The sequence below is a fragment of the Arthrobacter sp. fls2-241-R2A-200 genome, from assembly GCF_030209745.1.
Lineage (GTDB): Bacteria > Actinomycetota > Actinomycetes > Actinomycetales > Micrococcaceae > Arthrobacter.
The window spans coordinates 62,575-87,405 of record NZ_JARVRJ010000005.1 but is presented as its reverse complement, the minus strand read 5'-3'; the positions used below and the strand labels follow the sequence as shown (position 1 = coordinate 87,405).

General features: G+C 63.2%; 18 protein-coding genes and 1 tRNA gene. 8 read left to right on the top strand and 11 right to left on the bottom strand.

Annotated elements, in window-relative coordinates:
* Window positions 1–10 precede the first annotated feature (10 nt).
* Window positions 11–2,614: an aminopeptidase N gene (gene pepN / locus QRN42_RS05945; RefSeq protein WP_284978356.1), complete on the bottom strand. Its 2,604-nt coding sequence runs from the start codon at window positions 2,612–2,614 to the stop codon at window positions 11–13.
* A 4-nt stretch (window positions 2,615–2,618) separates the two neighbouring features.
* Complete coding sequence (locus QRN42_RS05940) at window positions 2,619–3,668, bottom strand: YeiH family protein (protein ID WP_284978355.1); 1,050 nt, start codon at window positions 3,666–3,668, stop codon at window positions 2,619–2,621.
* Between the two features lie 112 nt (window positions 3,669–3,780).
* On the opposite strand from QRN42_RS05940, the gene QRN42_RS05935 reads away from it, so the two are divergent.
* The 3 genes from QRN42_RS05935 to QRN42_RS05925 are packed head-to-tail and all read left to right on the top strand — an operon-like array spanning window position 3,781 to window position 7,169.
* Window positions 3,781–5,337 carry a circularly permuted type 2 ATP-grasp protein gene (locus QRN42_RS05935; protein WP_284978354.1) on the top strand — a complete coding sequence of 519 codons (1,557 nt, stop codon included), beginning with the start codon at window positions 3,781–3,783 and terminating at the stop codon, window positions 5,335–5,337.
* A 57-nt stretch (window positions 5,338–5,394) separates the two neighbouring features.
* The gene (locus QRN42_RS05930; RefSeq protein ID WP_284978353.1) at window positions 5,395–6,321 is read left to right on the top strand and encodes an alpha-E domain-containing protein; all 927 of its coding nucleotides are present in this window, start codon (window positions 5,395–5,397) and stop codon (window positions 6,319–6,321) included.
* The gene (locus QRN42_RS05925) at window positions 6,318–7,169 is read left to right on the top strand and encodes a transglutaminase family protein (protein WP_284978352.1); all 852 of its coding nucleotides are present in this window, start codon (window positions 6,318–6,320) and stop codon (window positions 7,167–7,169) included. The genes QRN42_RS05930 and QRN42_RS05925 overlap by 4 nt, the downstream gene beginning before the upstream one ends.
* Before the next feature lie 4 nt (window positions 7,170–7,173).
* On the opposite strand, the gene QRN42_RS05920 is transcribed toward QRN42_RS05925, so the two are convergent.
* Together QRN42_RS05920 and glgC are read right to left on the bottom strand one after the other, a co-directional pair.
* On the bottom strand, window positions 7,174–8,625 hold the full coding sequence (locus QRN42_RS05920) for an SDR family NAD(P)-dependent oxidoreductase (protein ID WP_284978351.1): 1,452 nt from the start codon (window positions 8,623–8,625) through the stop codon (window positions 7,174–7,176).
* A 70-nt stretch (window positions 8,626–8,695) separates the two neighbouring features.
* Window positions 8,696–10,108, bottom strand: coding sequence for a glucose-1-phosphate adenylyltransferase (glgC, locus tag QRN42_RS05915; protein WP_284974870.1), 1,413 nt, complete (start codon window positions 10,106–10,108; stop codon window positions 8,696–8,698).
* A 94-nt stretch (window positions 10,109–10,202) separates the two neighbouring features.
* Here glgC and glgA point away from each other — a divergent pair, with 94 nt between their 5' ends.
* Window positions 10,203–11,399: a glycogen synthase gene (glgA, locus tag QRN42_RS05910; protein ID WP_284978350.1), complete on the top strand. Its 1,197-nt coding sequence runs from the start codon at window positions 10,203–10,205 to the stop codon at window positions 11,397–11,399.
* Between the two features lie 88 nt (window positions 11,400–11,487).
* On the opposite strand, the gene QRN42_RS05905 is transcribed toward glgA, so the two are convergent.
* Entirely contained in the window at window positions 11,488–13,587 is a 2,100-nt protein-coding gene (locus QRN42_RS05905; RefSeq protein WP_284978349.1) for an acyl-CoA dehydrogenase family protein, read from the bottom strand.
* 45 nt (window positions 13,588–13,632) lie between these two features.
* Window positions 13,633–14,268 carry a TetR/AcrR family transcriptional regulator gene (locus QRN42_RS05900; RefSeq protein ID WP_284978516.1) on the bottom strand — a complete coding sequence of 212 codons (636 nt, stop codon included), beginning with the start codon at window positions 14,266–14,268 and terminating at the stop codon, window positions 13,633–13,635.
* Between the two features lie 131 nt (window positions 14,269–14,399).
* Between QRN42_RS05900 and QRN42_RS05895 the strand changes: the two genes are divergently transcribed.
* From QRN42_RS05895 to QRN42_RS05880, 4 genes are all read left to right on the top strand, one after another.
* Window positions 14,400–15,752, top strand: coding sequence for an acetyl-CoA C-acetyltransferase (locus QRN42_RS05895; protein WP_284978348.1), 1,353 nt, complete (start codon window positions 14,400–14,402; stop codon window positions 15,750–15,752).
* A gap of 8 nt (window positions 15,753–15,760) precedes the next feature.
* Window positions 15,761–17,101 (top strand): 3-oxoacyl-ACP reductase, encoded by a 1,341-nt coding sequence (locus QRN42_RS05890; RefSeq protein ID WP_284978347.1) that lies wholly within the window; start codon window positions 15,761–15,763, stop codon window positions 17,099–17,101.
* Window positions 17,098–18,021: a MaoC family dehydratase gene (locus QRN42_RS05885; RefSeq protein WP_284978346.1), complete on the top strand. Its 924-nt coding sequence runs from the start codon at window positions 17,098–17,100 to the stop codon at window positions 18,019–18,021. The genes QRN42_RS05890 and QRN42_RS05885 overlap by 4 nt, the downstream gene beginning before the upstream one ends.
* 100 nt (window positions 18,022–18,121) lie before the next feature.
* Complete coding sequence (locus QRN42_RS05880; RefSeq protein ID WP_284978345.1) at window positions 18,122–19,684, top strand: CehA/McbA family metallohydrolase; 1,563 nt, start codon at window positions 18,122–18,124, stop codon at window positions 19,682–19,684.
* Between the two features lie 46 nt (window positions 19,685–19,730).
* Here the strand turns inward: QRN42_RS05880 and QRN42_RS05875 are convergent, their stop codons facing one another.
* From QRN42_RS05875 to QRN42_RS05855, 5 genes are all read right to left on the bottom strand, one after another.
* Entirely contained in the window at window positions 19,731–20,498 is a 768-nt protein-coding gene (locus QRN42_RS05875) for a glucosamine-6-phosphate deaminase (protein WP_284978344.1), read from the bottom strand.
* Window positions 20,499–20,504: 6 nt separating this feature from the next.
* Window positions 20,505–21,539, bottom strand: a complete 1,035-nt coding sequence (locus QRN42_RS05870) for an ROK family protein (RefSeq protein ID WP_284978343.1) — start codon at window positions 21,537–21,539, stop codon at window positions 20,505–20,507.
* Window positions 21,536–22,981: an APC family permease gene (locus QRN42_RS05865; RefSeq protein ID WP_284978342.1), complete on the bottom strand. Its 1,446-nt coding sequence runs from the start codon at window positions 22,979–22,981 to the stop codon at window positions 21,536–21,538. The genes QRN42_RS05870 and QRN42_RS05865 overlap by 4 nt, the downstream gene beginning before the upstream one ends.
* 152 nt (window positions 22,982–23,133) lie before the next feature.
* The gene (locus QRN42_RS05860; protein WP_284978341.1) at window positions 23,134–24,309 is read right to left on the bottom strand and encodes an ROK family transcriptional regulator; all 1,176 of its coding nucleotides are present in this window, start codon (window positions 24,307–24,309) and stop codon (window positions 23,134–23,136) included.
* A gap of 237 nt (window positions 24,310–24,546) precedes the next feature.
* Window positions 24,547–24,629 (bottom strand) — tRNA-Leu (locus QRN42_RS05855).
* Window positions 24,630–24,831: the final 202 nt, after the last annotated feature.

The window sequence follows — 24,831 nt, the reverse complement described above, 5'->3', positions numbered from 1 at the left end:
CCGCGGGGCCTTAGCCGTTGGCTTGGGCCGTCAGTGCAAGCAAGAGGTGGCTTCGCTGCTCGATAACGATGCGTCGCAGTGCCCGCGGTGCTTCCGGATGTAAACCCAGCCAGTGGTCTGTCCGGACCAGAACGGGGTGCTGGGCCGGGTCTGCGCCGATAGCAAGGTCTTGCCAGCCCGGGAAAAGTCCCCGGACAATCCTGCCTGCGATCTCAATGCTGCGCTCTGCCCAGACCCGGTCAAGGGATTCAAAATAGGGTTCCACGTACGCGTCCAGCATGGGCGCGGGGGCTGTCACGAAACCTGCGATGGTGGCGCCGAGGATCTCATTGGAGAGTTCTTCGCTGTTGACCACCCGGTCCCAGGCTGCAGCTTTCACTGCCGCATCAGGACGTGAGGCGGACGCCAAGGAATGGCCTTCCTTCCCTGACGCTGTCTGATCGGCCTCGAGTTCCCGGTCCAGTTCAGCTTGGGTCGCTTGACCGTGGGCGGCCAGCGCTTGCCACATGCTCCAGCGCAGCTCGGGGTCCACGGCCAAGCCGTTAATAACCGTGCCGCCGTCGAGTATGCCGCGTAGCAAGTCCAACTCGCTGTCCCCGTACCGCGAGACAGTCGCCAGAGTTCGGGCCCAGGCGAGCTGGTGATCGGAACCGGCAGGAGCATCCCGCAGGCGGGCCGCCGATACGGCAAGGAAGTCCCGGCGGACGTGACTCCTTCGGGCGGCCGGTACAAATCGTTCAATGGCACTGGAGGCGTTACCCAAGATGTTGAGCAGCACGCCGATGCCGTTCTCCGTCGGCGCGAACCGTTCCACCGCGGCCACGTACTGAACCGCCGGGGTGACGGCGTCGCGTGCCGAGTCCCATAAAGCGGTCCAGCACAAGGCCCGCGCCATGGGGTCCTGAATCCTATCGAGCGAGGTACGGACAGTTCGCTCGGACACGGGATCGAGACGGACCTTGGCATAGCTCAGGTCCTCGTCGTTGACCAAGAGTAGTGCCGGGCGTGCTTTGCCCGCGAGTTCCGGCACGAGGGTGCTGGGCCCGGCAACGTCTACTTCGAGGCTTTCCGACCGGACGATGGCGCCGGTCCCATCTGCCCCGTACAGGCCCAAGCGCAGCCGGTGCGGCCGCAATTCCTGGTGTCCCGTCAGGGGGTCGACGGCATCCTGCCGGACCGTCACTGCACCCAACAGGCCGCCGTCTTCAACGATCTCTGCGGAGACCGTGGAGATACCTGACGTCTGCAGCCACTGGCGGGCCCAGGTGTCAAGATCCCGGCCCGAGGCCTCGCTGAGTGCTTTGAGAAGATCACGGAGGGACGTATTGCCGAACGCGTTGTCACGGAAGTACTGCCGGGACCCGGCGATGAAAGCATCAAAGCCGACGTAGGCCACCAGCTGTTTGAGGACGGACGCACCCTTGGCGTACGTGATGCCGTCAAAGTTCTGCTTCGCGGCTTCAAGGTCCGGGATATCAGCCACGATCGGGTGGGTTGTGGGCAGCTGGTCCTGCACATAGGCCCAGGCCTTGCGCCGGCTGGCGAAGTTGACCCACGCGGTATCCCAGGCCGTGGCGCGGTCCACGCCGAGGGTCCCCATGTAATCGGCAAATGACTCTTTAAGCCAGAGATCGTCCCACCAGTTCATGGTGACGAGATCGCCGAACCACATGTGGGCCATCTCGTGCATCAGGGTGTTGGCGCGGCCCTGGTATTGCGCGTCAGTAGCCCGTGAGGCGTAAATGTACTTCTCCGTGAAGGTGACCAGCCCGGGGTTCTCCATGGCACCGAGGTTGTACTCGGGCACGAATGCCTGGTCGTATTTACCCCACGGATAAGGGTAGTCAAAGAGCTCATTGAAGAAAGCAAGGCCACTCTTGGTGAGCCGGAAGATTTCCTCGGCATCGAAGGACCCTGACAATGAGGCGCGGCAGTAGAGGGCCAGCGGTACCTCAAGCCGCGCACCGCCGTCGAGCGTTGCTGTCCAATGATCCGTAGGTTTGAAGTACGGGCCTGCAAGTACCGTGGTGATGTAGGTGGACATCCGCTCCGTGGTGGCGAAGTCCCATCGGGCACTCCGAGCGTCATCGGGGAGGGTGGCCCGCGTAAGCTCCACGCCGTTGGAAGCTACCTCCCATCCGGCCGGGGCGATGACGTGGAACGTGAACAAGGCTTTGAGATCGGGCTGCTCAAAGTTGGCAAAGACCCGGCGGCTGTCCGCCGGCTCGTACTGCGTGTAGAGGTAGCACTGGCCGTCGGCAGGATCCACGAAACGGTGCATGCCTTCCCCGGAGCGGCTGTACAGCGACGTTCCGGTCACTGTCACCGTATTTTCCGCGGCGAGGCCTTCCAGGATGATCCGGTCCCCATCCACGACGTTTGCTGCATCAAGGACGCGTCCGTTCAGCACTACCGATTCCACGCCGCCACTGATGTAGTCCAGGAAAGTTGCGGAGCCGGGAGTGGCCGAGAACGAGATGGTGCTGATGCTGGCGTACCCGGAGGCGGCCGGATCAGCGGCGCTGCGGACATCCAAGGTGACGTCATAGCTGTGGGTGGTGATCAGGGCCGAACGGGTGGCGGCTTCGTCGCGGGACAGGTTGTGATTCGACACACAGCTATCTAATCATGATCCATGCGGCGGCCAGTCCGAGCCCTGCAATCAGCAGCCAGGATCCCAAGGCGACCACAACGGCCCGCCCGCCCGTTCGGATGAGCATCCGTACCCGCACAGCGGAGCCCAGGCCGAAAAGGGCCATCGCGAGCAGGATGTCCTGCAGGGAAGCGGCCGCGTCCAAGACCGGTTGCGGGGCCCACCCCAGCGAACGAACCACCACCAGGAGAATGAAACCCACCACAAACAGCGGGACAACGGGAGGGAACTTCCCGTCGTCGTCGCTGTCCCTCAGAGCGGAGCCGGCCGCGCGCGACCGCGTGTGCACCATCCGCTGGTGGAGGCCGGCTGCGGCCACTACCGGGGCGAGGAGGACCACCCGGGTCAGTTTGACGACGACGGCGATCGCCAGCGCCGCAGCACCGGCGGTTTGGGCGGTGGCCACCACCTGGCCGACGTCGTGTACAGAGGCCCCGGTCCAGGCCCCGAAACGTTCAGGGCTGAGGCTCAAAGGGTGCATCAAGAGCGGTAGGACACCGATCGCCAACGTCCCGCACAAGGTCACCAAGGCAACGGGGAGAACTGTGTCCTGATGCCTCACCCGGCGCACCGCGGCCATTGCGCCGATCGCCGAAGCTCCGCAGATGGAGAACCCCGTGGCGATAAGCAACGCTGTTTCCGCGGGAAGTCGCAGCAGCCTGGCCAGTGCGTACGTTCCCGCGAAGCTCGCCATGACGATGAGGGTGATCAGGACCAGCGCCAACCATCCCAAACCCAGCACGTCCGCAATGCTGACCTTCAGTCCCAGGAAAACTATGCCTGCGCGCATGAGGTGCTTCCCGGCGAAGTCCAACCCTGGCCGGGCGCGCCCCGCAGTCCACGCAGCCGTGCCCGGTATATTTGCTGAGAGCAAACCCAAAGCAACGGCCAGTGTCATGGCGGGAATAGCAGGCAATACTGCGTGCAAGCTGAAGGCGAGGCCCATTGCCACAGCGCTCAGGGCCAAGCCTGGCGCACACCGGACGAGCTGGGGCGCAAGGGTGTTCAAAGGCATTCCCCAACCCTGCCGGAACAAGGCACTGAAATGCGAACCGGGGCCGCCGCCCACACAGCGACACAAGCAGCGCGTAATGCGCTCGAATCAAAAAGGTGATTGTCTAATTCCCATGTCTGACCTATTCCAGGATTATTCCGAGGCCGCCGCCCGTAGTGGCGCCTACGACGAGATGTTTGCCCCGGGCCAGGTCGCCAGAAAATCTTACGGACAGGTTTCAGGAGCCTTGCGTGAACTTTCGCTCGCGGACGTTAGTGCCCGGGCCGATTCCATGGCGAGGACGTTCCTGGACCGTGGAGTGACGTTTGACTACGCAGGGGAGGAGCGGCCTTTCCCCCTGGACATCGTTCCGCGCGTGATTCCGGCGGATGAATGGGACGTCTTGGAAAGGGGGGTGGCGCAGCGCGTCAAGGCATTGGAAGCCTTCCTGAACGATGTCTATGGGCGGATGGCAGTGGTGGCTGATGGGGTGATTCCGAGGCAACTCATCACCACGAGCGCCCATTTCCATCGGGCGGTCCACGGTTTCGAGCCGGCCGGCGGTGTCCGCGTGCATGTCTCGGGCATCGACGTCGTCCGTGACGCTGCCGGGACTTTCCGCGTTCTGGAAGACAACGTCCGTGTCCCATCGGGCGTGAGCTACGTCTTGGAGAACCGCCGGGCCATGGCCAAGGGACTCCCGGAAGCGTTCGGCCAGCAGCATATCCGGCCCGTGGAGGAGTATCCCCGCAGACTTCTCTCCGCGCTCCGCAAGACCGCCCCGGCCGGCGTCGATGATCCCACCGTTGTGGTCCTGACCCCGGGGGTGTTCAACAGCGCGTACTTTGAGCACACCCTGCTGGCCGGGCTCATGGGGGTGGAGCTCGTGGAGGGACGGGATTTGATTTGCCGCGGCAACCGCGTTTACATGCGGACCACTGCCGGCGAACAGCGCGTTGATGTCATCTACAAGCGCATCGATGATGACTTCCTGGACCCGCTGCAGTTCCGCTCCGATTCAATGCTGGGTTGCCCCGGCCTCGTCAACGCCGCGCGCGCTGGGGGAGTGACCATCGCCAACGCAGTGGGTAACGGCGTCGCCGATGACAAGCTCGTGTACAGTTACGTCCCTGACTTGATCCGGTACTACCTCCACGAAGAGCCGATCATTGCCAACGTTGACACGTTCCGACTTGAGGAAAAGGAAGCAAGGGAGCATGTGCTTGACCGCCTGCACGAATTGGTGGTTAAGCCCGTTGACGGCTCCGGGGGCAAAGGGCTCGTGATCGGCCCGGATGCTTCCAAGGAAGAATTGGACGCGTTGCGCAGGCGAGTCATTGCCGATCCACGGGGTTGGATCGCGCAGCCGGTGTTGCAACTGTCCACGGTGCCGACCCTTTCAGGGGACAAGTTCGGACCTCGCCACGTGGACCTGCGCCCTTTTGCGGTGAACGACGGCGACGACGTCTGGGTCCTTCCCGGCGGACTCACCCGGGTAGCCCTCAAGGAAGGGTCTTTGATCGTCAACTCCAGCCAAGGCGGCGGCTCCAAGGACACCTGGGTCCTGGCGAATTCGTCGCAACTTCCCGCTGAAGCCATCCCACGCCAGTCGGTAAGGGTCCGTGAACAGGTCTCTGTGTGGCCCGTGGAGAGCAACTGGCGGGACCGCCAAACGGAGCAACAGCAGTGAGCGCCCACACCCCTGACCTGAACTCCGACCGGCACCATGTGAAGGAGGCCCAGTTAGATGCTGAGCCGTATTGCTGAATCACTCTTTTGGATCGGACGCTACGTTGAACGCGCCGATGGCACAGCACGGATCCTGGACGTGCACCTCGAGCGACTGAACCATCTTCCCCTTGAAGAACAACAAAGTGTGGCACGTGACCTGCTGGCCGTCATGGGAGCCAAGCCGCAGAGCGATGACTTCGGGCTTCCCGAACTACTCCATGCCCTTGCCTACGACAAAGCGAGTGCTTCCTCCATCGCCGGTTCACTCGGCGCCGCACGCGAGAACGCCCGCCGCGCACGGGAAACCGTCTCACAGTCCTTGTGGGAGAGCCTCAACACCACCTACTACGGGTTGAACCAGCACCGCAAGGATGTTGTGGGGACGTACCGCTTCTGTAACTGGGTCCTTGAGCGGACCGCGATGGTCCGTGGGCTTGCGGACACCACCGTCAGCCACGATGAGAGTTGGCTGTTCATGGTCCTGGGCCGCTCCCTTGAGCGGGCTGACATGACGGCGCGGATGCTCTCCACCCGTGACGTCCAGTCCGCGGGAATGTCGTGGGTGAACATGCTCCGGTGCGCCGGCGCCTATGAGTCGTTCATCCGGACCCGTCGGGCAGCCTTCGGTGACCAGCACGCGGCCGAATTCCTGCTCCTGGACCGCCTCTTCCCGCGATCGATCGTTTACGCGCTGCGCGACGCCGACGAATGCCTCGCAAAGCTGGATCCCTCGGCACAGCGCGTTGGCTTCATCAACGATGCACGGCGGATCGTGGGCCAGGCCCGCACGTTTTTGGAGTTCCACCGCACCGATGACCTGATGTCGGAACTGCCCGAGCACATGGAACGCGTGCAAAAGGCAGTGACGCAGGCGTCGGACGCGATTTCCCGTAAGTACTTCAATCAGGCTGATGAACACGCCTGGGTGGGAGAAGTTTCATGACCCGGCTAAGTATCGTCCACACCACGGCCTATAGATATAACGGCCGCGTGACGCTGTCCTACAACGAGGCACGGATGACGCCCCTCACCGATGCCCAGCAGGTGGTCTTGGAGTCCTCACTCAAAGTTTCCCCCCATCAGGCAGCGGTGAGTACGTACCGCGACTACTGGGGCACCCGCGTGACAGCTTTCGACATGCAGATGCCCCATGAGAGCCTCGAGGTTGAGGCGACCGCCACGGTGGAGGTCCATCGCCCCGAACGGGTGGCCACCGAGGACGACATTGTGGGTTGGGACGTCATTGCCTCGGACAAGATCCAGGATGAATTCAGTGACTGGCTTCCGCAATCCCGCCTGAGCGGGCCCGGGGATGAGGTTCTTGGGATCGTTCCGGATGTGGTTGCCGGTAAGAACCCGCACGACGCCGCACTCGCGGTTTTTTCGTGGATGGCCGGAGAGATGACCTACATGAAAGGCAGTACCGGCGTCACCACCAATGCCGAACAGGCGTGGTCACAGCGCCAAGGCGTGTGCCAGGACCTGGCACACTTGGCGATCGGCGCGCTGCGCTGCAGCGGCATCCCGGCGCGTTACGTCTCGGGCTACGTCCATCCACGCTCGACGGCGGGTATCGGCGAAGCGGTGGCGGGGCAATCGCATGCGTGGCTCGAATGGTGGGATGGGGAGTGGCGCAGTTGGGATCCCACCAACCACAAGCCGGCCGGCGACTACCACGTCACCGTAGCCAGGGGCCGGGACTACCGCGATGTCCCACCGCTTAAAGGCATCCTGTCCGGGGGCGGCGGCTCGGGTCTGTCGGTAACAGTGCAAATCACGCGCCTGGCGTAGCGCTTTACCAGGGCGAGGGCTTGTAGTCCTTGAGGAAGACTCCGTATTGGTCCTCGCCCTTCTCGCCCATCACGATCGGGTCATAAACCCTGGCGGCCCCGTCCACCAGGTCCAAGGGAGCGTGGAAGCCCTCCTCCATGAGCCGGACCTTGGTGTAATGCGGACGCTCGTCCGTGATCCAGCCGGTGTCCACCGCAGTCATGAGGATGCCGTCGGAGTCAAGCATCTCTTGGGCGCTAGTACGGGTCATCATGTTCAAGGCGGCCTTGGCCATGTTCGTGTGCGGATGACCGGGGCCCTTGTAGGCGCGGGAGAATTGTCCTTCCATCGCCGAAACGTTAACGATGTACTTGCGGTGCGCCGTGGAGCGCTTCATGGCATCACGGAGCCTGCTAACCAGCAAGAATGGCGCGGTGACGTTGCAGAGTTGGACTTCCAGCATCTCCAGCGGGTCCACCTCGTCCACCACCTGGGTCCAACTGTTGATGGACGCCAAGTCCGGAACCAAGCCACCGGCGTCGATAGCGGTACCGGTTTCTATTCGCTGCAAGGAGGCTGAACCTGTGGACAGGGCCAGGGACGTGATCGCGTCACCGGCCAACACAGGGTGTTCGGTGACGCTGCTGGCCAAGGCCAGCGGGTGCTTGTCGTGGGCATGGCCGAAGGTGACCAGCTCGGGTCCGCCGTTGGCCGGTTCCAGTGCCGCAGGTAGAGGCTCATCTTCGGCGTCAACCAGCGGCTTGTACGCATTTCCGGAACGGCGCACGGTTTGGGCGGCGTTGTTAATGATGATGTCCAAGGGCCCGGCCTCGTTCAGTGAGTCCGTGAGCGCCATGACCTGGGCCGGATCGCGAAGATCGATGCCCACAATCCGCAGCCGGTGCAGCCACTCAGCGCTGTCCTCCATGGCGGCGAAGCGGCGGGCGGCATCCTTGGGGAACCGGGTGGTGATGGTGGTGTGTGCGCCGTCCCGGAGGAGGCGCAAAGCGATATACATACCGATCTTGGCCCGGCCACCGGTCAGTAAAGCCCTCCGGCCTGTGAGGTCGGTCCGTGCGTCCCGTTTGCTGTGGCTGAAAGCCGCGCATTCAGGGCAAAGCTGGTGGTAGAACGCGTCCACTTGGGTGTAGTGCTTCTTGCAGATATAACAAGGACGCGAACGGATCAGGTGGCCCGCTATCTCTCCCGTGGCAGAGGGCGCAAGCTTGTTGCCGCGCGTCTCGTCATCGATCCGGTCCGGTGCCGCCGTCGCCGTCAGGGCAATGACGGCGCGGTCTGCTTCGGCGATGGAATCACGCTTGGTGACTCGACGATGGCGCTTGACGGCCTTGAACATCTTGCCGGTAGCACGCCGGACGGCAACGTAGTCCGGGTGCTCTTCGTCGTAGACGTGGATCGTGGTCAAAACCTTGAGGCAGGCCTGGATCTCTTCGGGCGTCAGATTGGTGGAGCTCATTGAACTGATTTTACAGCCTGAAGAGACCTCGGCCTGCCCCGGGGCCTGGGTGACCGCCGGCGCCTGCTACCTAGTTGACGACTCCTTGCCGGGCAACATCGGGTACGCGGGCTTGGATTCCGGCAGCGACCTTTTCGGCGGAGTCGCGGATATCGGGATCGTCGTGTGTTGCTGCCTTGACCGCCTCCGGAAGGCTGCGGCGATGCTGGGCGGAGAGGGCAAGCTCAGCCTCGCCGGGCTCCGGAACCATCTGTCCCTTCGCCAGCACCGTGATCCCCGACTCGGTGACTTTGTAACCGCGGGCCCTATCCAGCTCCGGGTCCAGTCCGATGGCAGCGCCGGCCGGAACCTGTACGTTCTTATCCAGAATGGCCCGCTTGATGACTGCGCCCTCGCCCACACGGACCTTATCCATCAGGACCGAGTCCTGGACGCGGCTCCCAGCGGCAACGTACGCGTCGTTGGAAAGCACCGAGCCTTCAACAATGCCACCGGAAATAACCACGCCGCTGGCCACGATGGAATCCAAGGCCGTACCCACCGTGTTGTTGCCGCCTCGGACGAACTTGGCCGGCGGTGAAATGCTCTGGCGGGTGTAGATAGGCCACTCGGAGTTGTACAGGTTGAACACCGGCACGGGCGAGATGAGGTCCATGTGGGCGTCGTAGAACGAATCGATAGTACCGACGTCGCGCCAGTACGTCCGGTCGCGATCCGTGGCGCCCGGGATATCGTTCAGCGTGAAGTCGTAGACACCGGCTTCGCCTTGGTCCACGAAGTAGGGAATGATGTCCCCACCCATGTCGTGCTTGGTGTCGAGCCGCTCCGCGTCCACATGCAAGGCATCAACGAGGGCGTCGGCGTTGAAGACGTAGTTCCCCATGGAAGCCAGGAATTGAGTGGGGTCAGCTGCCAACCCGGGGGTGCTGGACGGCTTTTCCACGAAAGCGGCGATTTTTTGCGGATCATTCTGGTCCACTTCGATCACACCGAACTGGTCCGCCATGTTCAGGGGCTGGCGGACCGCTGCCACCGTGGCCTTGGCGCCGCTGGCGATGTGTTGTTCCACCATCTGGGAGAAGTCCATGCGATAAACGTGGTCAGCACCGACCACAACCACGATGTCGGGAGCGTCGTCGTGAATGAGGTTCAAGGACTGGTAGATAGCGTTCGCACTCCCCAGGAACCAACTCTTGCCCACGCGTTGCTGCGCCGGAACGGAGGCTACGTACCGGCCCAATTGCGTCGACATCCGCCACGTCTCTGAGATGTGGCGGTCCAAACTATGGGATTTGTACTGCGTGAGCACAACAATTTTCAGGTATCCCGAATTAACGAGGTTGGATAGTGCAAAGTCAATTAACCTGTAACCGCCGGCAAACGGAACCGCGGGTTTGGCCCGGTCCGCTGTCAGCGGCATGAGGCGGTTGCCTTCCCCGCCTGCCAATACGATTGCCAAAACTTTCTTCAACGCCATGGTCACAGCTCCCCGTACGTCTTCGTATTCCCCCAAAAGTCCGATTTTCCGGACTCTTTCACACTAGAACACATACGCGGGAACGACTACGTTGGTTAGCGTGCGAATAGACATTGTGACTAAAGAGTTCCCTCCGGAAATATATGGCGGTGCCGGCGTCCATGTTGCCGAGCTCAGCCGCGTGCTTGCGAAGCACGTCGAACTCCATGTGCGGGCGTTCGGTTCGCCCCGTGATTCCGACTACCACGGGGCATCGGTTGAGTCTTATGCGACCCCGGATGAGCTCGGCGGAGCCAACGCCGCCATCCAAACGCTCGGCGTGGACCTGAGGATCGTTCCGGACATCGCGGGAGCGGACCTTGTGCACTCGCATACGTGGTACGCGAACATGGCAGGCCACTTGGCGTCCTTGCTCCATGGCATTCCCCACGTGTTGAGCGCCCACAGCCTTGAGCCGCTCCGCCCGTGGAAGTCTGAACAGCTCGGTGGTGGCTACGCACTGTCTTCATGGGTCGAAAAAACGGCCTACGAAGCCGCCGACGCCATCATTGCCGTTTCGGACGGGATGCGGAAAGACATCCTCCGCAGCTATCCGAACGTGGACCCGAACAAGGTCAAGGTGGTGCACAACGGGATTGACGTTTCCTTGTGGGAAAGGGACGAAGAGGTCGATGCGATCCGCGCTCTTGGGATCGATCCGGACAAGCCCAGTGTGGTGTTCGTGGGGCGCAACACCCGCCAAAAGGGTGTTCCGTACTTGTTGCGGGCAGCTTCAAGCCTGCCCGATGACGTGCAACTGGTCCTCTGCTTGGGCGCGGCCGACACACCGGAGCTCGCCGCTGAGACCGCACGCCTGATCGAGGATCTTCAGGCGAAGCGCCAGGGCGTGGTCCTGATCGAGCGGATGCTCCCACGCCGGGAGCTGATCCAGGTCCTCAGCCATGCCACGGCCTTTGCCTGCCCCTCCATCTATGAGCCCTTGGGGATCGTCAACCTCGAAGCGATGGCGTGTGGTGCAGCCGTTGTGGCCAGCGCGACGGGTGGCATTCCGGAGGTGGTCCAGCACGGAGAAACCGGCTTGCTGGTCCAACTGGAGCAGGTGACGGACGGAACGGGGACACCGCTCGATCCGGAAAAGTTCGTCAGTGATTTCGCCGCTGCGTTGAACGAGGTGGTGGCAGATCCGGCCCGCGCCCGCCAGATGGGCGTCGCAGGCCGACGTCGGGCCGAAGAACACTTTTCTTGGGAGTCCATTACCGAGGCGACGCTCGAGGTCTACCGTTCAGTCTTGCGCTGACCCCTAGCGTCCCAAACAGCAGACCGCGTTCGACGGCGCCGCCCCCTAAGTGGGGACGGCGCCGTCGTTCGTGTCCTGCGCGCGGCTCCTAACGGGGCCTGGCGGCTTTCAATGCCAGCAAGGCTTTTTCATCCGCCGGCGCGCTGCCGCTGGCGCGCTGTTCCCTGAAATATTTGGCGGCTTCGTCCTGCCGGACGGACTCTGCCCCGGTGGCGATCGCAGCTCGCAGATGCTCCGGGCCGTATCCGAAAGCATCCACCAAGTCCACGGCATGAGGCCGTATTTTGACCAGCAAACGGTTGATGTAGGCACCCACCGTCCGGCCGCGCTGCATAGAGAGCCGGCCGTTCATGAGATACCAGGACAGGTGCTTCTCAATGAGCGACAATCCGAAGAGATCACGCAACCACGTCAGGACTCGCTTGGTGCCTTCGTCCGTGACCTCGCCCAGCGCCTCGGTGAACGCTTCCCATTGCAAGAGCTCCGCATGGGCGTTCGCCGCTTCGATGAGTTCGTTCTGGTGCTGGTTGAAGAGCGCCGCAGCCTGGTGCTGGGGCAGTTTATTGGCGCCCTTCAGTGCCGCGCCAACCTCCGCCACCATGGACTGCACACGGTCAGTGAGCAGAGTCCGCTGACCTTCCTCATCGCGCAACGCCAGCGCTGCCTTCTGGACGGAACCGGTATCGGCGACGAACTGGGCCACCTGCCGCAGCCCCGTCCGGTGCAGGGCAACCCCGGCAGCCTGGTCCACCACGTAGCGGGCAAGGACGCCGAAATCGGCCCCGCGGAATTCTTTGGCGTAGTCAGCCAGGAGACGTTTGGCTACCAACTGCAGCAGAACGGTGTTGTCGCCCTCGAAGGTGACGTAGACATCCAGGTCCGCCCGCAGCGACGCAAAACGGTTTTCGATCAGGAAGCCGGCGCCACCACAGGCTTCGCGGCACTCCTGCAGTGTGTCGAGGGCGTGCCAGGTGCTGAGCGGCTTGAGCGCGGCCGCCAGCGTCTCGAGGTCCTGTCGATCGGCGTCTGAGTCGTGCGCGCCGGAGAACACGTCATCGAACTTCTGCAGCAATTGTTCGTGGGCAAAGCTGGCTGCGTAGGTGGTGGCCAAACGGGTGAACAGCCGGCGCTGGTGCCGCTGGTAGTCCAGCAGGACTTCCTCGTCCGTGTGAGACGAAGCATTGAACTGGCGGCGCTCCGTGGCGTATTGAATGGCGGTCTTGAGAGCCACCTTGCTCGCGGCGACTGCCGCCCCGTCAAGGGAGACACGGCCTTGGACCAAGGTTCCCAGCATCGTGAAGAAGCGGCGGCCCGGGCTCTGGATAGGGGAGGAGTAGGTGCCGTCCGCGGCTACATCACCGTAGCGGTTCAAGAGGTTAGTGCGGGGGATCCGGACGTTCGTGAAGTGAAGCCGGCCGTTATCGATGCCGTTCAGGCCACCCTTGATCCCGTCGTCCTCGCCGCCGATGCCCGGGAGGAATTCCTTTGTGTCCGGATCCCGGAGCTCAACATAGAAAGCATGGACGCCGTGGTTGACGTCCTTGGTGACCAACTGCGCAAACACGACGGCGGCCAGGCCATCTGTTGCAGCGTTGCCAATGTAGTCCTTCCACGCTGCGCGGAACGGTGTGTTGACCACGAATTCCTGGCTCTCCGGGTGGTACGTGGCCGTGGTGGCGATGCTGGCGACGTCGGACCCATGTCCCGTTTCGGTCATGGCGAAGCAACCGGGGATCTCCAGGCTCATGATGCCCGGCAACCATTTGTCCTGGTGTTCCTTGGTTCCGAGGTGCATGACGGCGGAGCCAAAGAGACCCCACTGGACGCCTGCCTTGATTTGGAGGGAGGGGTCGGCCGTAACGATTTCCTCAAAGCCGGCGATGTTTCCGCCGTGGTCGTCCGAACCACCCAAGCGGGAAGGGAAGGCTCGGTGGACGGCGTTGTTGTCGACGAGGAACTTCAGCTGCTCGAAGACCCGGGCCCGGTGCTCAGTGTGGGACAGCCCCTCAATTTTCTGCACGGATGGGTTGCCCGCCACTGCACGGGCTTCGCGCCGGATATGTGCCCACTTGCCCAGGAGCTGTTCGCCCAGCGCAGCTACATTCACAACGGGTTCCGCGGCCGAGGCCTCAACGCGTTTGCCCGAGGGCTGATGCTGCGATGCGGTTCTGTCCACTACTTCAGTCATGTTGATTCCTTCTTTGGTCCGACAACTGATGAGTCGTTACTGGTATCAGGTGGTGGTTTTGAGTTCAGGGGCGATGCCCAGGCATAGCCAGTCCGTAATTCGCGCGGCCATGGTGGCTTGGTCTGGCTTGGCTGGGCTGGCCGGGCTCCCAAGCCACATCTCGCCGGCGTTCCTGACCAGCCCGATGGCAGCGGTGGGCCAGTAGACAATGACGGCTTCCTTCTCTGGTCCGAGAAATTCCCGCATGGGCGTGGCGATCATGTCGCTGACCTGCTCAAAGAAGTTGCCCAGGGCCCCGGATGCGGCAATGGCGTCTTGGCTGGACGCGTCTCCCGGGCTGGGCCGGGTAATGAACGCGTAGACGTTGGGGCTCGAATCGGCCATTTGGAGGTACGCGGAGACCATGGCGAACAAGCCTTCGCGTGGCGTTTGCGCAAGCTGGGCGGCTTCCTGCATGCGGCGCTGCATCTGGCCCAGGACGAGCTCGCCCATAGCTTGCTGCAGCCCGGCTTTGTCCCCGAAATAACGATAGAAGACCGACTTGGACGTCCCTGCGGCTCCAGCGATGTCCTCCATGGAGGCATCGCTGCCGAACCGGTGCACCGCTTTCCGTGCTGCCTTAATGAGTTCCCTGCGCCGCTCTTCACGATGGGATTGCCAGCGCACGGACCGGCCATCCATTCCGGGGATTGGCTCATTGGTGTCCGCACGGTTCGGCAGGGTGTCGGCTTCCGGGGATTGGCTGTTCACGATACCCAGCGTATCAGGTACGCTGGGTATCAGTAACTGGCATTCGATCGAAGGAGACATCCATGGCTGCAGCGGACATGACCACCGGAGGAGATCGACAGGCACAGCAGGCGCCAGGAACAACTCGCAGGGCGTTCATCGTGGGTGGCAACAGGATTCCCTTTGCCCGCACGGGAGGTGCCTACGTGAAGTCCTCCAACCAGGACATGCTCACGGCTGCCCTTGAAGGCTTGATCGCACGGTTCGGGCTCCAGGATGAGCGGATCGGAGAGGTTGCCGCCGGCGCCGTCTTGAAGCATTCCCGCGACTTCAATCTCACCCGCGAGGCTGTGCTGGGCTCCTCACTGGCCCCGGAAACTCCCGCCTATGATCTTCAGCAGGCGTGCGCCACGGGACTTGAAACAGTGCTGGGCCTGTCCAACAAGATCAGGCTCGGGCAGATCGACTCCGGAATTGCCGGTGGCGTGGACTCGGCCTCCGATGCTCCCATTGCCGTCAGCGAAGGCCTCCGGGAAATCCTCCTTGACCTCAACCGCGCCAAGACGCCCGCGCAAAAGCTCAAGGTCATCAGCCGGATCCGTCCCAAGGATCTCGCTCCCGATGCGCCCAATACCGGCGAGCCGCGGACCGGGTTATCCATGGGTGAACACCAGGCGCTGACCACCGCCCAGTGGAAAGTCACCCGCGAGGCCCAGGATGAGCTCGCCTACAACAGCCACCGCAACCTCGCAGCCGCCTACCAGAGGGGGTTCTTCGATGACCTCCTCACCCCGTACCGGGGCCTGAACCGCGACTCCAACCTCCGCGCCGACACCTCGCTGGAAAAGCTGGCCTCCTTGAAGCCCGTATTCGGTAAGACCCTCGGCTCCGAGGCCACTATGACAGCAGGAAACTCAACGCCGCTCACTGACGGTGCCGCCACCGTCCTGCTGGCGTCTGAAGAGTGGGCTAACAGCCGCGGCTTGCCCACGCTTGCCACCGTGGTGGATGGTGAGGCGGCCGCCGTCGACTTCGTCCACGGTAAGGATGGCCTCCTCATGGCACCCGTGTTCGCGGTGCCACGCCTGCTGGCGCGCCAAGGACTCACCTTCGAGGACATCGACTTCTTCGAAATCCACGAAGCCTTCGCTGGAACGGTGCTCAGTACCTTGGCTGCCTGGGAAGACGAAGAGTTCGGCCGTACCCGGCTAGGCCTGCCGGGCGCGTTGGGGAAGGTGGACCGGGCCAAGCTCAACGTCAACGGTTCCTCCCTTGCCGCCGGACACCCCTTTGCCGCCACCGGTGGCAGGATCGTGGCTTCATTGGCAAAGATGCTGCATGAAAAAGCGCTCACTGAAGGCAGGCCAACGCGGGGGCTAATCTCAGTCTGCGCTGCGGGCGGCCAAGGCGTCGTTGCCATCTTGGAATCAGCGTAGGGGGGACAGTGACAGACAAATACACGCAGATGGTCAGCCGTGGACTGGGTAAGGATGTTGCGAAACGGCTGGGCCTGCCGCAGCCTGTGGTCCTCCGGCGCTACGAACCCGGGGCTCCGCTTATCACCGGTCCGGTCCTCGTCAGTGGTGACAGTGCAGGCGCCGACGACGTCGCTACCGCCCTTCTCGGTTGGGGCCTCGATGTACGCCGCAACGCATTGCCGAGGGAAAAGCTCGGCGCCATAATCCTCGTGCTCGATGCCTTGCAGCACCCGGGTGATCTGGGCAAGCCAGTGCTCACGGCGGGGGGATCTCTGCGGGATCTTGCGGCCAACGCACGCGTGATCACCATGTCCAGAACGCCGCTGTCAGCGTCGTCGCCGTCGGTCGCGGCAGCTCGCCAGGGCGTGGACGGGATGCTCCGCTCGCTAGCAAAAGAGTTGCGGGCGGGTGCCACCGCCAACGGCGTCCTCCTCGCGGAGGAATTGGCAACGACCAGCCCCTCGGCTTTGGGTGCCTTGCGGTTCTTCCTCTCGGGACGATCTGCTTATGTGGATGGGCAGTTCCTGACCGTTGCGTCCGCGTCGGGGAGCATGCCTGCGGACACGGACAAGCCGCTGGCCGGCAAGGTGGCCGTGGTGACAGGTGCTGCCCGTGGAATCGGTGCGGCGATCGCCCGGACCCTCCACCGCGACGGCGCGAAGATCGTGGCCGTGGACATCCCAGCTGCGGGGGACCATCTTGCCGCTGTGGCCAATGAGGTCCGGGGGACGGCGCTCCAGCTGGACATCAGCAATGACGACGCCGGACACCGGATTATCGAGCACGCGGTGGAACGACATGGGCGCTTGGACATTGTGGTGCACAATGCCGGCATCACCCGTGACAGGCTCCTGGCCAACATGGACGAGGCGCGATGGAATTCAGTTATCGCCGTAAACATCGCTGCCCAGCTGCGCATCAATGAAGCACTGCTCCGATCGGAGCATTTCCGGGACTCTCCGCGAATTGTTTCCGTGGCGTCCACGAGCGGCATCGCAGGGAACCGTGGGCAGACAAACTACGGAGCGTCCAAGGGCGGCGTGATCGGCATGGTCAGGTGCACGGCGGCGTTGATGCAGCCGTTCCACGGGACCATTAATGCTGTGGCCCCGGGCTTCATCGAAACCGAGATGACGGCCCGGATGCCATTGGCCATCCGTGAAGCAGCCCGTCGGCTGAACTCGCTCAAGCAAGGTGGTCAGCCGCAGGACGTGGCGGAGGCCATCGCCTTTCTGGCAAGCGACGCCGCCGGTGGCATCTCCGGGGAAGTGCTGCGCGTTTGCGGGCAACAACTGGTGGGAGCATGAGCAACCTGCAGGAAATCGGCCTCACCGAACTGCCCTCATTGTCCAAGTTGTACCTCAACGCTGCAGCCACGGCTGCCAGGCGGAGGATTCTCGGGGGATCGGCGGGTGAGCCCGCGCTGCCGGCAGTGAGCTACCACGTCCGGAACGTTCGAGCCGACGTCGACAACTTGACCGCCTACCAACACCTGGTGGGGGAGTCGGCCAGCGATACCTTGCCGGCGGGTTTTGTCCATGCCCTGGCGTTTCCGGTGTCCATGAGCGTCATGAACCGGGATGACTTCCCGCTACCTCTTCTTGGGATGATTCATCTGCGGAACCGGATAGAGCAGAGGAGCCCGATCCACTTCGCGGAGGCCTTGGACGTTTGCGCTTGGTCGGAGAATCTCACCGGGCATAGGGCCGGCACGCAAGTCGACGTCGTGGCGGAGGTGACGCTGCACGCCACTGGGGAGACTGTGTGGCGGGGAGTGTCCACGTACCTTGCCAAGGGTGTCTTCCTTCCGGGAATCGACAAATCCGGAAACCACCATGCCGCCACCGGGCGGGAGGATTTCACCCCACCAGACCCCACGGCCCTGTGGCGGATCGGGCCGGATATCGGGCGAAGCTACGCTGCTGTTTCCGGGGACTTCAACCCAATCCATCTCAGTGTCCTGTCCGCCAAAGCGCTTGGCCTGCGAGGATCCATCGCGCACGGAATGTACTTAGCCTCCCGCGCCCTCGCCGACGTCGGGCCCGCCAAGGGTGACACGTTCAACTGGGACGTCGCGTTTGAGGCCCCGGTCTTCCTGCCGGCACGGGTGGCGCTTGATATCTCGACGACGCCATCAGGAAGCGGGGCATGGTCCTCTGACTACACCGCGTGGAACCCACGGAGCGGCCGGCGGCACTTCACGGGCAGGGTGGCGGCGCGGGGCTGAAAGCATAACTGCTACGCGGCTCCCAACTGATCACCACGGTTCAAGTGATATTTCCCATCACGTAGCCTGCCGTTCAGGGAGCGTGGTGAAACTCGGGCGAGTGAGTTCACCATGTAAAGCCCACGAGGCTGAGAGTGTTTTCCCGTCCCCTTCCCGCCGCGGATTCCTCGCCGCCGCGCTTGCCGGCGCCGCAGTGACCCTGGCACCGATGTCCTTCGCCGCTGCCGACTCAGGCACCAGCAAGACCAAGACCATCACCGGCCACTTGGATCCGGGTGCCGCCGACTTTGTATACCTGCCGGTTGAGGTTCCTGCCGGCGTCAACAAGATCAGCGTGTCCTACAGTTACAGCAAGCCAACGGTCACGCCGGGCCTGCTCTCCAACGCCTGCGACATCGGCGTCTTCGATCAGAACGGCACCGACCTCGCCGGGAAGGGTTTCCGCGGCTGGTCCGGCGGATTCCGCACGGAGTTTTTCATCAGCGCCGCCGAAGCCACCCCCGGCTACTTGCCGGGTCCGGTCGGTAAGGGCACCTGGAACATTGCCTTGGGGCCCTACCAAGTGGCGGAACAGGGCATGGACTACACCGTCAACGTCACCCTCGACTACGGGCCCGACGGCACCCCGTTCTCCCCGCAGTACCCGCCAAAGCAGGTCAACGGCAGGGGCGCTGGCTGGTACCGGGGCGACGCGCACCTGCACACCATCTACTCCGACGGCAAACGCACCCCGGCCGAGGTTGCCGCCGGTGCGCGGGCCGCGAAGCTCGATTTCATGATCAGTACCGACCACAACACCCCTGCCTCCCACGGAGCCTGGGGCCCGCTGGCCGGGAATGACCTGCTGATCCTCACGGGCGAGGAAGTCACCACCCGGAACGGACACTACCTGGCACTGGGAATCGAACCGGGGGACTGGATCGACTGGCGCTACCGTGCCCGCGATAAGGGTTTCGAACAGGAGGCGCAGCACATCCACGCTTCCGGCGGCCTTGTAGTCCCGGCCCACCCCTACTGCCCTTACGTCGCGTGCCGTTGGAAGTTCGGCTACGACGATGCCGACGCCGTGGAGGTTTGGACCGGCCCCTGGACCGCGGACGACGAGTACGCCATCAACACCTGGGACTCCATGCTCGCAACGTCGATCCGCAACGGTGGCCGATGGATACCAGCCATGGGCAACAGTGACGCCCACAGTGAGCCACAGGTCATAGGCTTGCCGCACAATGTGGTCAACGCGACAGCGCTCTCCCATGACGCCATCCTGGAAGGCCTCCGGAAGGGCCGCACCTGGATCGCGGAGTCCGCCGACATCTCCTTGGACCTCACCGTGGCCGGCGGCGGCGGGAAGGCAACCGTCGGGGAGCGGCTCGACGTCAAGGCCGACACCCCCGTGACCGTGACCATCAACATCAGCGGTGTCCCCAATGGCGTCATCCGGATCATCACCGACGAGGGCCAGACCCAGCAGGTCACGCTCCCGGCTTCCGGCCAAGGCACCCACACCTGGGTCACCACGCCGCAGCTCTCCGCCTATGTCCGGGCCGAAGTACGCCACCCCATGGTCGATGGCACCCCCAGCAACGGAACCAACATGGGCACTACACTGCTGCTCGGGCCCATGGCCGCGTTGACCAACCCGATCTTCCTCGGGGCCAAGTAGGCCAACTCGCGCCGGACGACACACGCATGGAAGTCCTGGACGTGGACTAGCGGGCGGCAGCGGACGCTTGTGGTGCGTATTTCGTCAGGACCTCAAGCGGAAGCATGCCGGCCGCCGCCCGGTCCAGGACGAGGGTGACCTTAGGGTGCAGCTGCAGGAGGGACGCCGGCATTTCTTCAGTGACGGGTCCCAAGAGCGCACGGTTTACCGCCTGCGCCTTGTCCTGGCCTGTTGCGACGAGCAGGAGGTGCCCCGCCTCTTGTATGGTTCCCAGTCCTTGGGTGATGGCGTGGGTCGGCACGTCGTCAAGGGAAGGGAAGAAACGGGAGTTCGCTTCGCGGCTGTCTTGGGTCAAGGCGACCACGCGGGTCCGCGAGTGAAAGCTGGACCCTGGTTCGTTGAACGCCAGGTGTCCGTTCCGCCCGATCCCCAGGATCTGGAGGTCGATTCCGCCAGCGGCCCGGATCCTGGCTTCGTATTCCGCGCTGGCGGTTCCGGCGTCGTCCATGGTCGCTTGTGGCACGTGGACGCGTGCGGAAGGAATAGCCAGGGGTTCACTGATGTGCTTGCGGACAAAGCCGGCATAGCTCTGTTCGTGGCCCGCCGGGAGACCCAGGTACTCGTCAAGGGCAAAACATGTGACTGCGCCGAAGTCCGGGCCAGGGTGGTCGGCCAGGTATTGATAGAGCGGAAGCGGCGATGATCCGGTTGCCACGCCCAGGACGGTGTGCGGCTCTGCCTGGACATGAGCCCAGACGTGCATAGCTGCTGCACGCCCGAGTGCGGCTGCTGATTCAGCGACAGTTATTCGCACGGTCTTTTACACTCCGGCTTCGACTGGCTGTGATGTGACAGAAGCGACGACGTCGGCCTCGCCTAGGGCGGTGGCCGGTACCTGCACGGTCGGGACCGGGATCTGGAGGCTGTTGTAAGCGAGAAGGAGCGCGCCCAACATCGACAGGTCATTTGCGGCCGGAGACACTGTGACCGCAGGGGGGTAGGGTACGAATTCGTTGAGGGCATCGCGCAGGCGCGGCATGAAGACGTCACCGGCCGCGGATACTCCGCCGCCGATCGAGATAACGTCAGGGTCCAGGGCGATCGCCAGGTTGCAGACAGCGTGGGTGATCTGATCGATGAATTCCTCGGCCAGCCCCGCTAGGGCGGCCTGCCCGTGATCGCCTGCGGATACAATGACCGTGGAGGCCGGGAGGTGTTGGCCGGTTGCTTCCAGTGCCCGGGCACTGAGTGCCCGCCCGGAAACTGCATCTTCCAAGGGTGCGATTCCGCTGCGGTGTCCGCGGTGGTGCGTGGCTGTTGACGGGATCAAGTAACCAATTTCCAGCGCTGCGCCGTTGGCACCCAGCAGGGGCTTGCCATCGATGACGGCCCCCGCCGAAATGCCGGTCCCGACGTTGATGTAGAGGCCGCAGCGGGCGCCCTGCATCTCACCCCATTGGTAATCGGCCATTGCGGCGGCCTTGACGTCGTTCGCCCATGCGACGCTCCCGACCCCGAGCTGCGAGCTGATGGTCTTGGACGGAACGGCTGCGTCCAACCCAGGATTGTTGGGCGTAAGTTCGATGCCGTTTTCGCCCACCACGCCCGGGGTGACGAGCCCCACAGCGCTGGCGCACACCTCATCTCCAAGGAGTTGGGCCGAGACCTCCAACGCCGCGCCGAAGCATGCTTTGACATCCCTGATGACGTCCGAAGCGGCACGACCGGCGGGACCGCTGGCTTCGGCAATATGCAGGATAGTGCCGTCAAGGGTGGCTGCGCACACTTTGACCTTGGTGCCGCCGATGTCGATGCCCACGGCCAAGGGCACTGGGCTGCTTCCATGGGCACTCATGCGCTGATCCCCGAACGGATTTCTTCGTCGACGTCGTTCTTTTCCACCGGCAGCGGACCGAAGGGCCAGGTCTTTTCACGCTTGGCCCAGATGAAGAAGCTGATCGCACCGACCGCCACCCATGCGAGGGACAGCTCGATGGGGTGCAGGCCGGGAGCGTTGATGTCGGAGTAGAAGTAAATGACCAGCCACCCAAGCCCTGCGACGATCAGCGGCGCCGGGTAGAGCCACATCTTGTAAGGCCGGACGACGTCGGTTCGGCGGCGGAGGACGGCGACCGCAGCTACTTGCCCGAGGGCCTGAACCAGAACCATGACCGCCGTAAGGAGTTGAATGAGCGCACCAATGTTGGTGGCCCGGCCGATGAGGAAGCCGACGGCGGTCATGACGCCCATGGCGACGAGACCCGCCACGGGAAATTCCTTGGTGGGGTGCAGCTTGGCAAAGACCTTGAAGAAGACTCCGTCCCGCGCCGCGTCGTAAGGAACGCGTGAGCCGGCGAGGAGGCCGACCATGAGGGAGGCGAAAGCCGTGATGAGAATGAAGGCAGTGACAACGAGGGCAACTTCACTTCCCCAGGTCCGCTGCAGGACCAGCGAAACGAGCGATTGGTAGGCCATGGAGTTGGTATCGAGCATTTCCTGCCACCGCACGACGCCCAGGACGCCGATCTGCATGAAGAGGTAGATGACCATGATTCCCACCACCGAGAAGACGACCGAACGGGGAATGGTCCGGCCTGCGTTTTTGACCTCAGCGCCCATGTACGAGGACGTGTTGTAACCGAGGTAGTCGTAGATGCCGATGGTCAGGCCTGCGACGAAGGAAACCCAGAAACCGCCGGAGGTGATATCGAAGGCTCCGGCCGGGAAATCCATCACCTGGGCAAGGTTGAAATGCGTGAGGCAAGCGGCGATGACGGTGAGGACCGTCAAGATCATGACCGCCCACAGAACCACGGTGAGTTTGCCCAGGGACTCGATGCGGCGCCAGAGGACCACCGTGATGAACACGATGAGGGCCAACCCGATGAGGGTCCCCGTCCCGTCATCCATGCCCGGTGCCAAGTACCCGAGGTACTGCACGAACCCGATCACGCCGGTGGACATCACGAGCGGTATGAAGAGCACGGCCGACCATACGAAGAGGAAGGGCATTAGGCGTCCGGTCCGGTACTTGAAGGCTTCCCGCAGGTAAACGTACGTTCCGCCGGAGCCTGGCATTGCGGCTCCCAGCTCAGCCCAGATGAGCCCGTCGGCCAAGGCCAAAACGGCTCCGGCGATCCAGCCAACCACGGCCTGGGGACCGCCGAAAGCAACGATCATGGCAGGAATTGTGATGAAGGGGCCGATCCCCACCATCTGTGACATGTTGAGCGCGGTTGCTTGGAAGGAACCGATACGACGGCGCAGCTGGGGTGCGCGCACAGGAATAGACGCCATTGTGAATCCTTAGGAAAGGGGCTGGATCCGTGCCGGAGCGAGGGACGGAGAGAGCCGTAGAAGATTCATCAATCGTAAAACAGTTTTCCAATCATGGTCAAGGGTCAATCCATATTAAGTTTCCAGCCCAAAATCTTCAGTTCCTCGGAGTGCTACAGACCGGCGGCAAGCCTGTCCCATGCCAGCTCGATGGCCTTGCTTTCCGCCCCGTGCAGGGTGGCTGCCTCACCCGCCGTGCTTACCTCCACCGGAGGGATGCTTACTGTGAGCAGTCGAGTGACGTCGTCGCGAACGGCATCCGCCAGTTCCGGGCCTCCTTGGAGGCCGATGCTGCCGGTCAGGACCACCAGCGGGGGATCGACGACGAGGATGAGGGCCGTGAGGGCGTAGGCAATGAGCCGCGATTCGGCGGCCAGGGCTTGTGTGGCAGCCGGGTCACCGAGTTTCGTCGCCTGCACCACTTCGTGGACCCCGGCGAATCGGTGACCAGCGTCTGCAGCAGAGAGCAATGCATCAACGGACGCGGCTTCTTCCAATGGTCCGCGCGGGGATGGGTCGCCCGACTCGACCGGGTCCACGCGCAACGGCAGGAACGCGATTTCCCCGGCAAGCCCGTGAGCGCCCGGCATGGGTTGGCCCCCGAGTACCACCGCCGCGCCCACCCCGGCTCCCACCGAGAGCAGCACGAAGTCTTTAGTCCCGCTCCCAGCCCTCGCCTGGGCCTCTCCGAGCGCGGCCAGATAGACATCTTTCATGATCAGCAAATGGGGACCGAAAAGCTCCTGGAGGGCGGCTAACGTCGAGGGGGCATCCCACCCGGGAAGGTTGGACGCGTGCCTCAGCCGGCCCGACACCGGGTCCACCACGCCCGGACTGCCGAGCACGGAGTAGACCACCGAATCCCGTTCGGCGCCTGCTTCTTTCAGCAGGCGGCTCATGGCCCTGTCCAGGGCACGAAGGACGTCTTCGGCCGATCCCGACTCGGACCGCTCCCGGACGGCTCCGCGTGGGCGCCCGCTCAGGGTGCACAGCCCCAAACGGACCCATTGCGTTCCAATGTCCCCGGAGAGGACCAGGCCTGCGTGTTCGTCCACTGCCCAAAGGAGGGGTGCTTGACCGGACCGCCCTTCCTTAAAGCCTTGGGGGCTCACGAAGCCCGCAGCCTGGAGCGTCCGCAGGGCGGCGCCAACGGTCGGCTTGGATAGGCCGGTCCTTTTACCGATCTCAGGCGCCGTGGTCAGTCCCGCGATCCGTACGTCATCGAGGACGACTCGTTCGTTAGTGCGCTTCAGGTCCGTTGCCCGCACACCCTGGACCAATGAGTTCACCTGGACATCCTTATTATTTTCGACGGCGAAGTACGCGCGGGGAGCTGATCATTGGCCCCACCGGGTGCCCCGCTGGGGCCGCATTGTCGCTCGATGGGATTTTCCCGCCCTGCTCGACAATAACAGCGGACCTCGGTGCTGGAGCCAGCGACGCAGCCACTACCGTCTTGTGCCGCATCTTTGGGCGGAAACAAGAAAAACCCCTGGAATCCTTGAATTCCAGGGGTTTTTCGTTTGTGCGCGGAGGGGGACTTGAACCCCCACCCCCTTTCGAGGACTAGCACCTCAAGCTAGCGCGTCTGCCATTCCGCCACCCGCGCAGGTGGTATTCAAAGGGCTGTTCACACCTCTCGGTGGTTCACTTTCCTTCGAAGCAGCGAGAAAAACTCTAACACGCTTTCGGGTAGCTGAAAAATCGCGGATGATCACGGGTATAGGCAGTCATGATGCGACTCGTGGCCGCATGTTTCCGCGCGTCGAAGGCCAGTGGGTGAGTAGGCTGATGGGATACGGGCGGGCCGC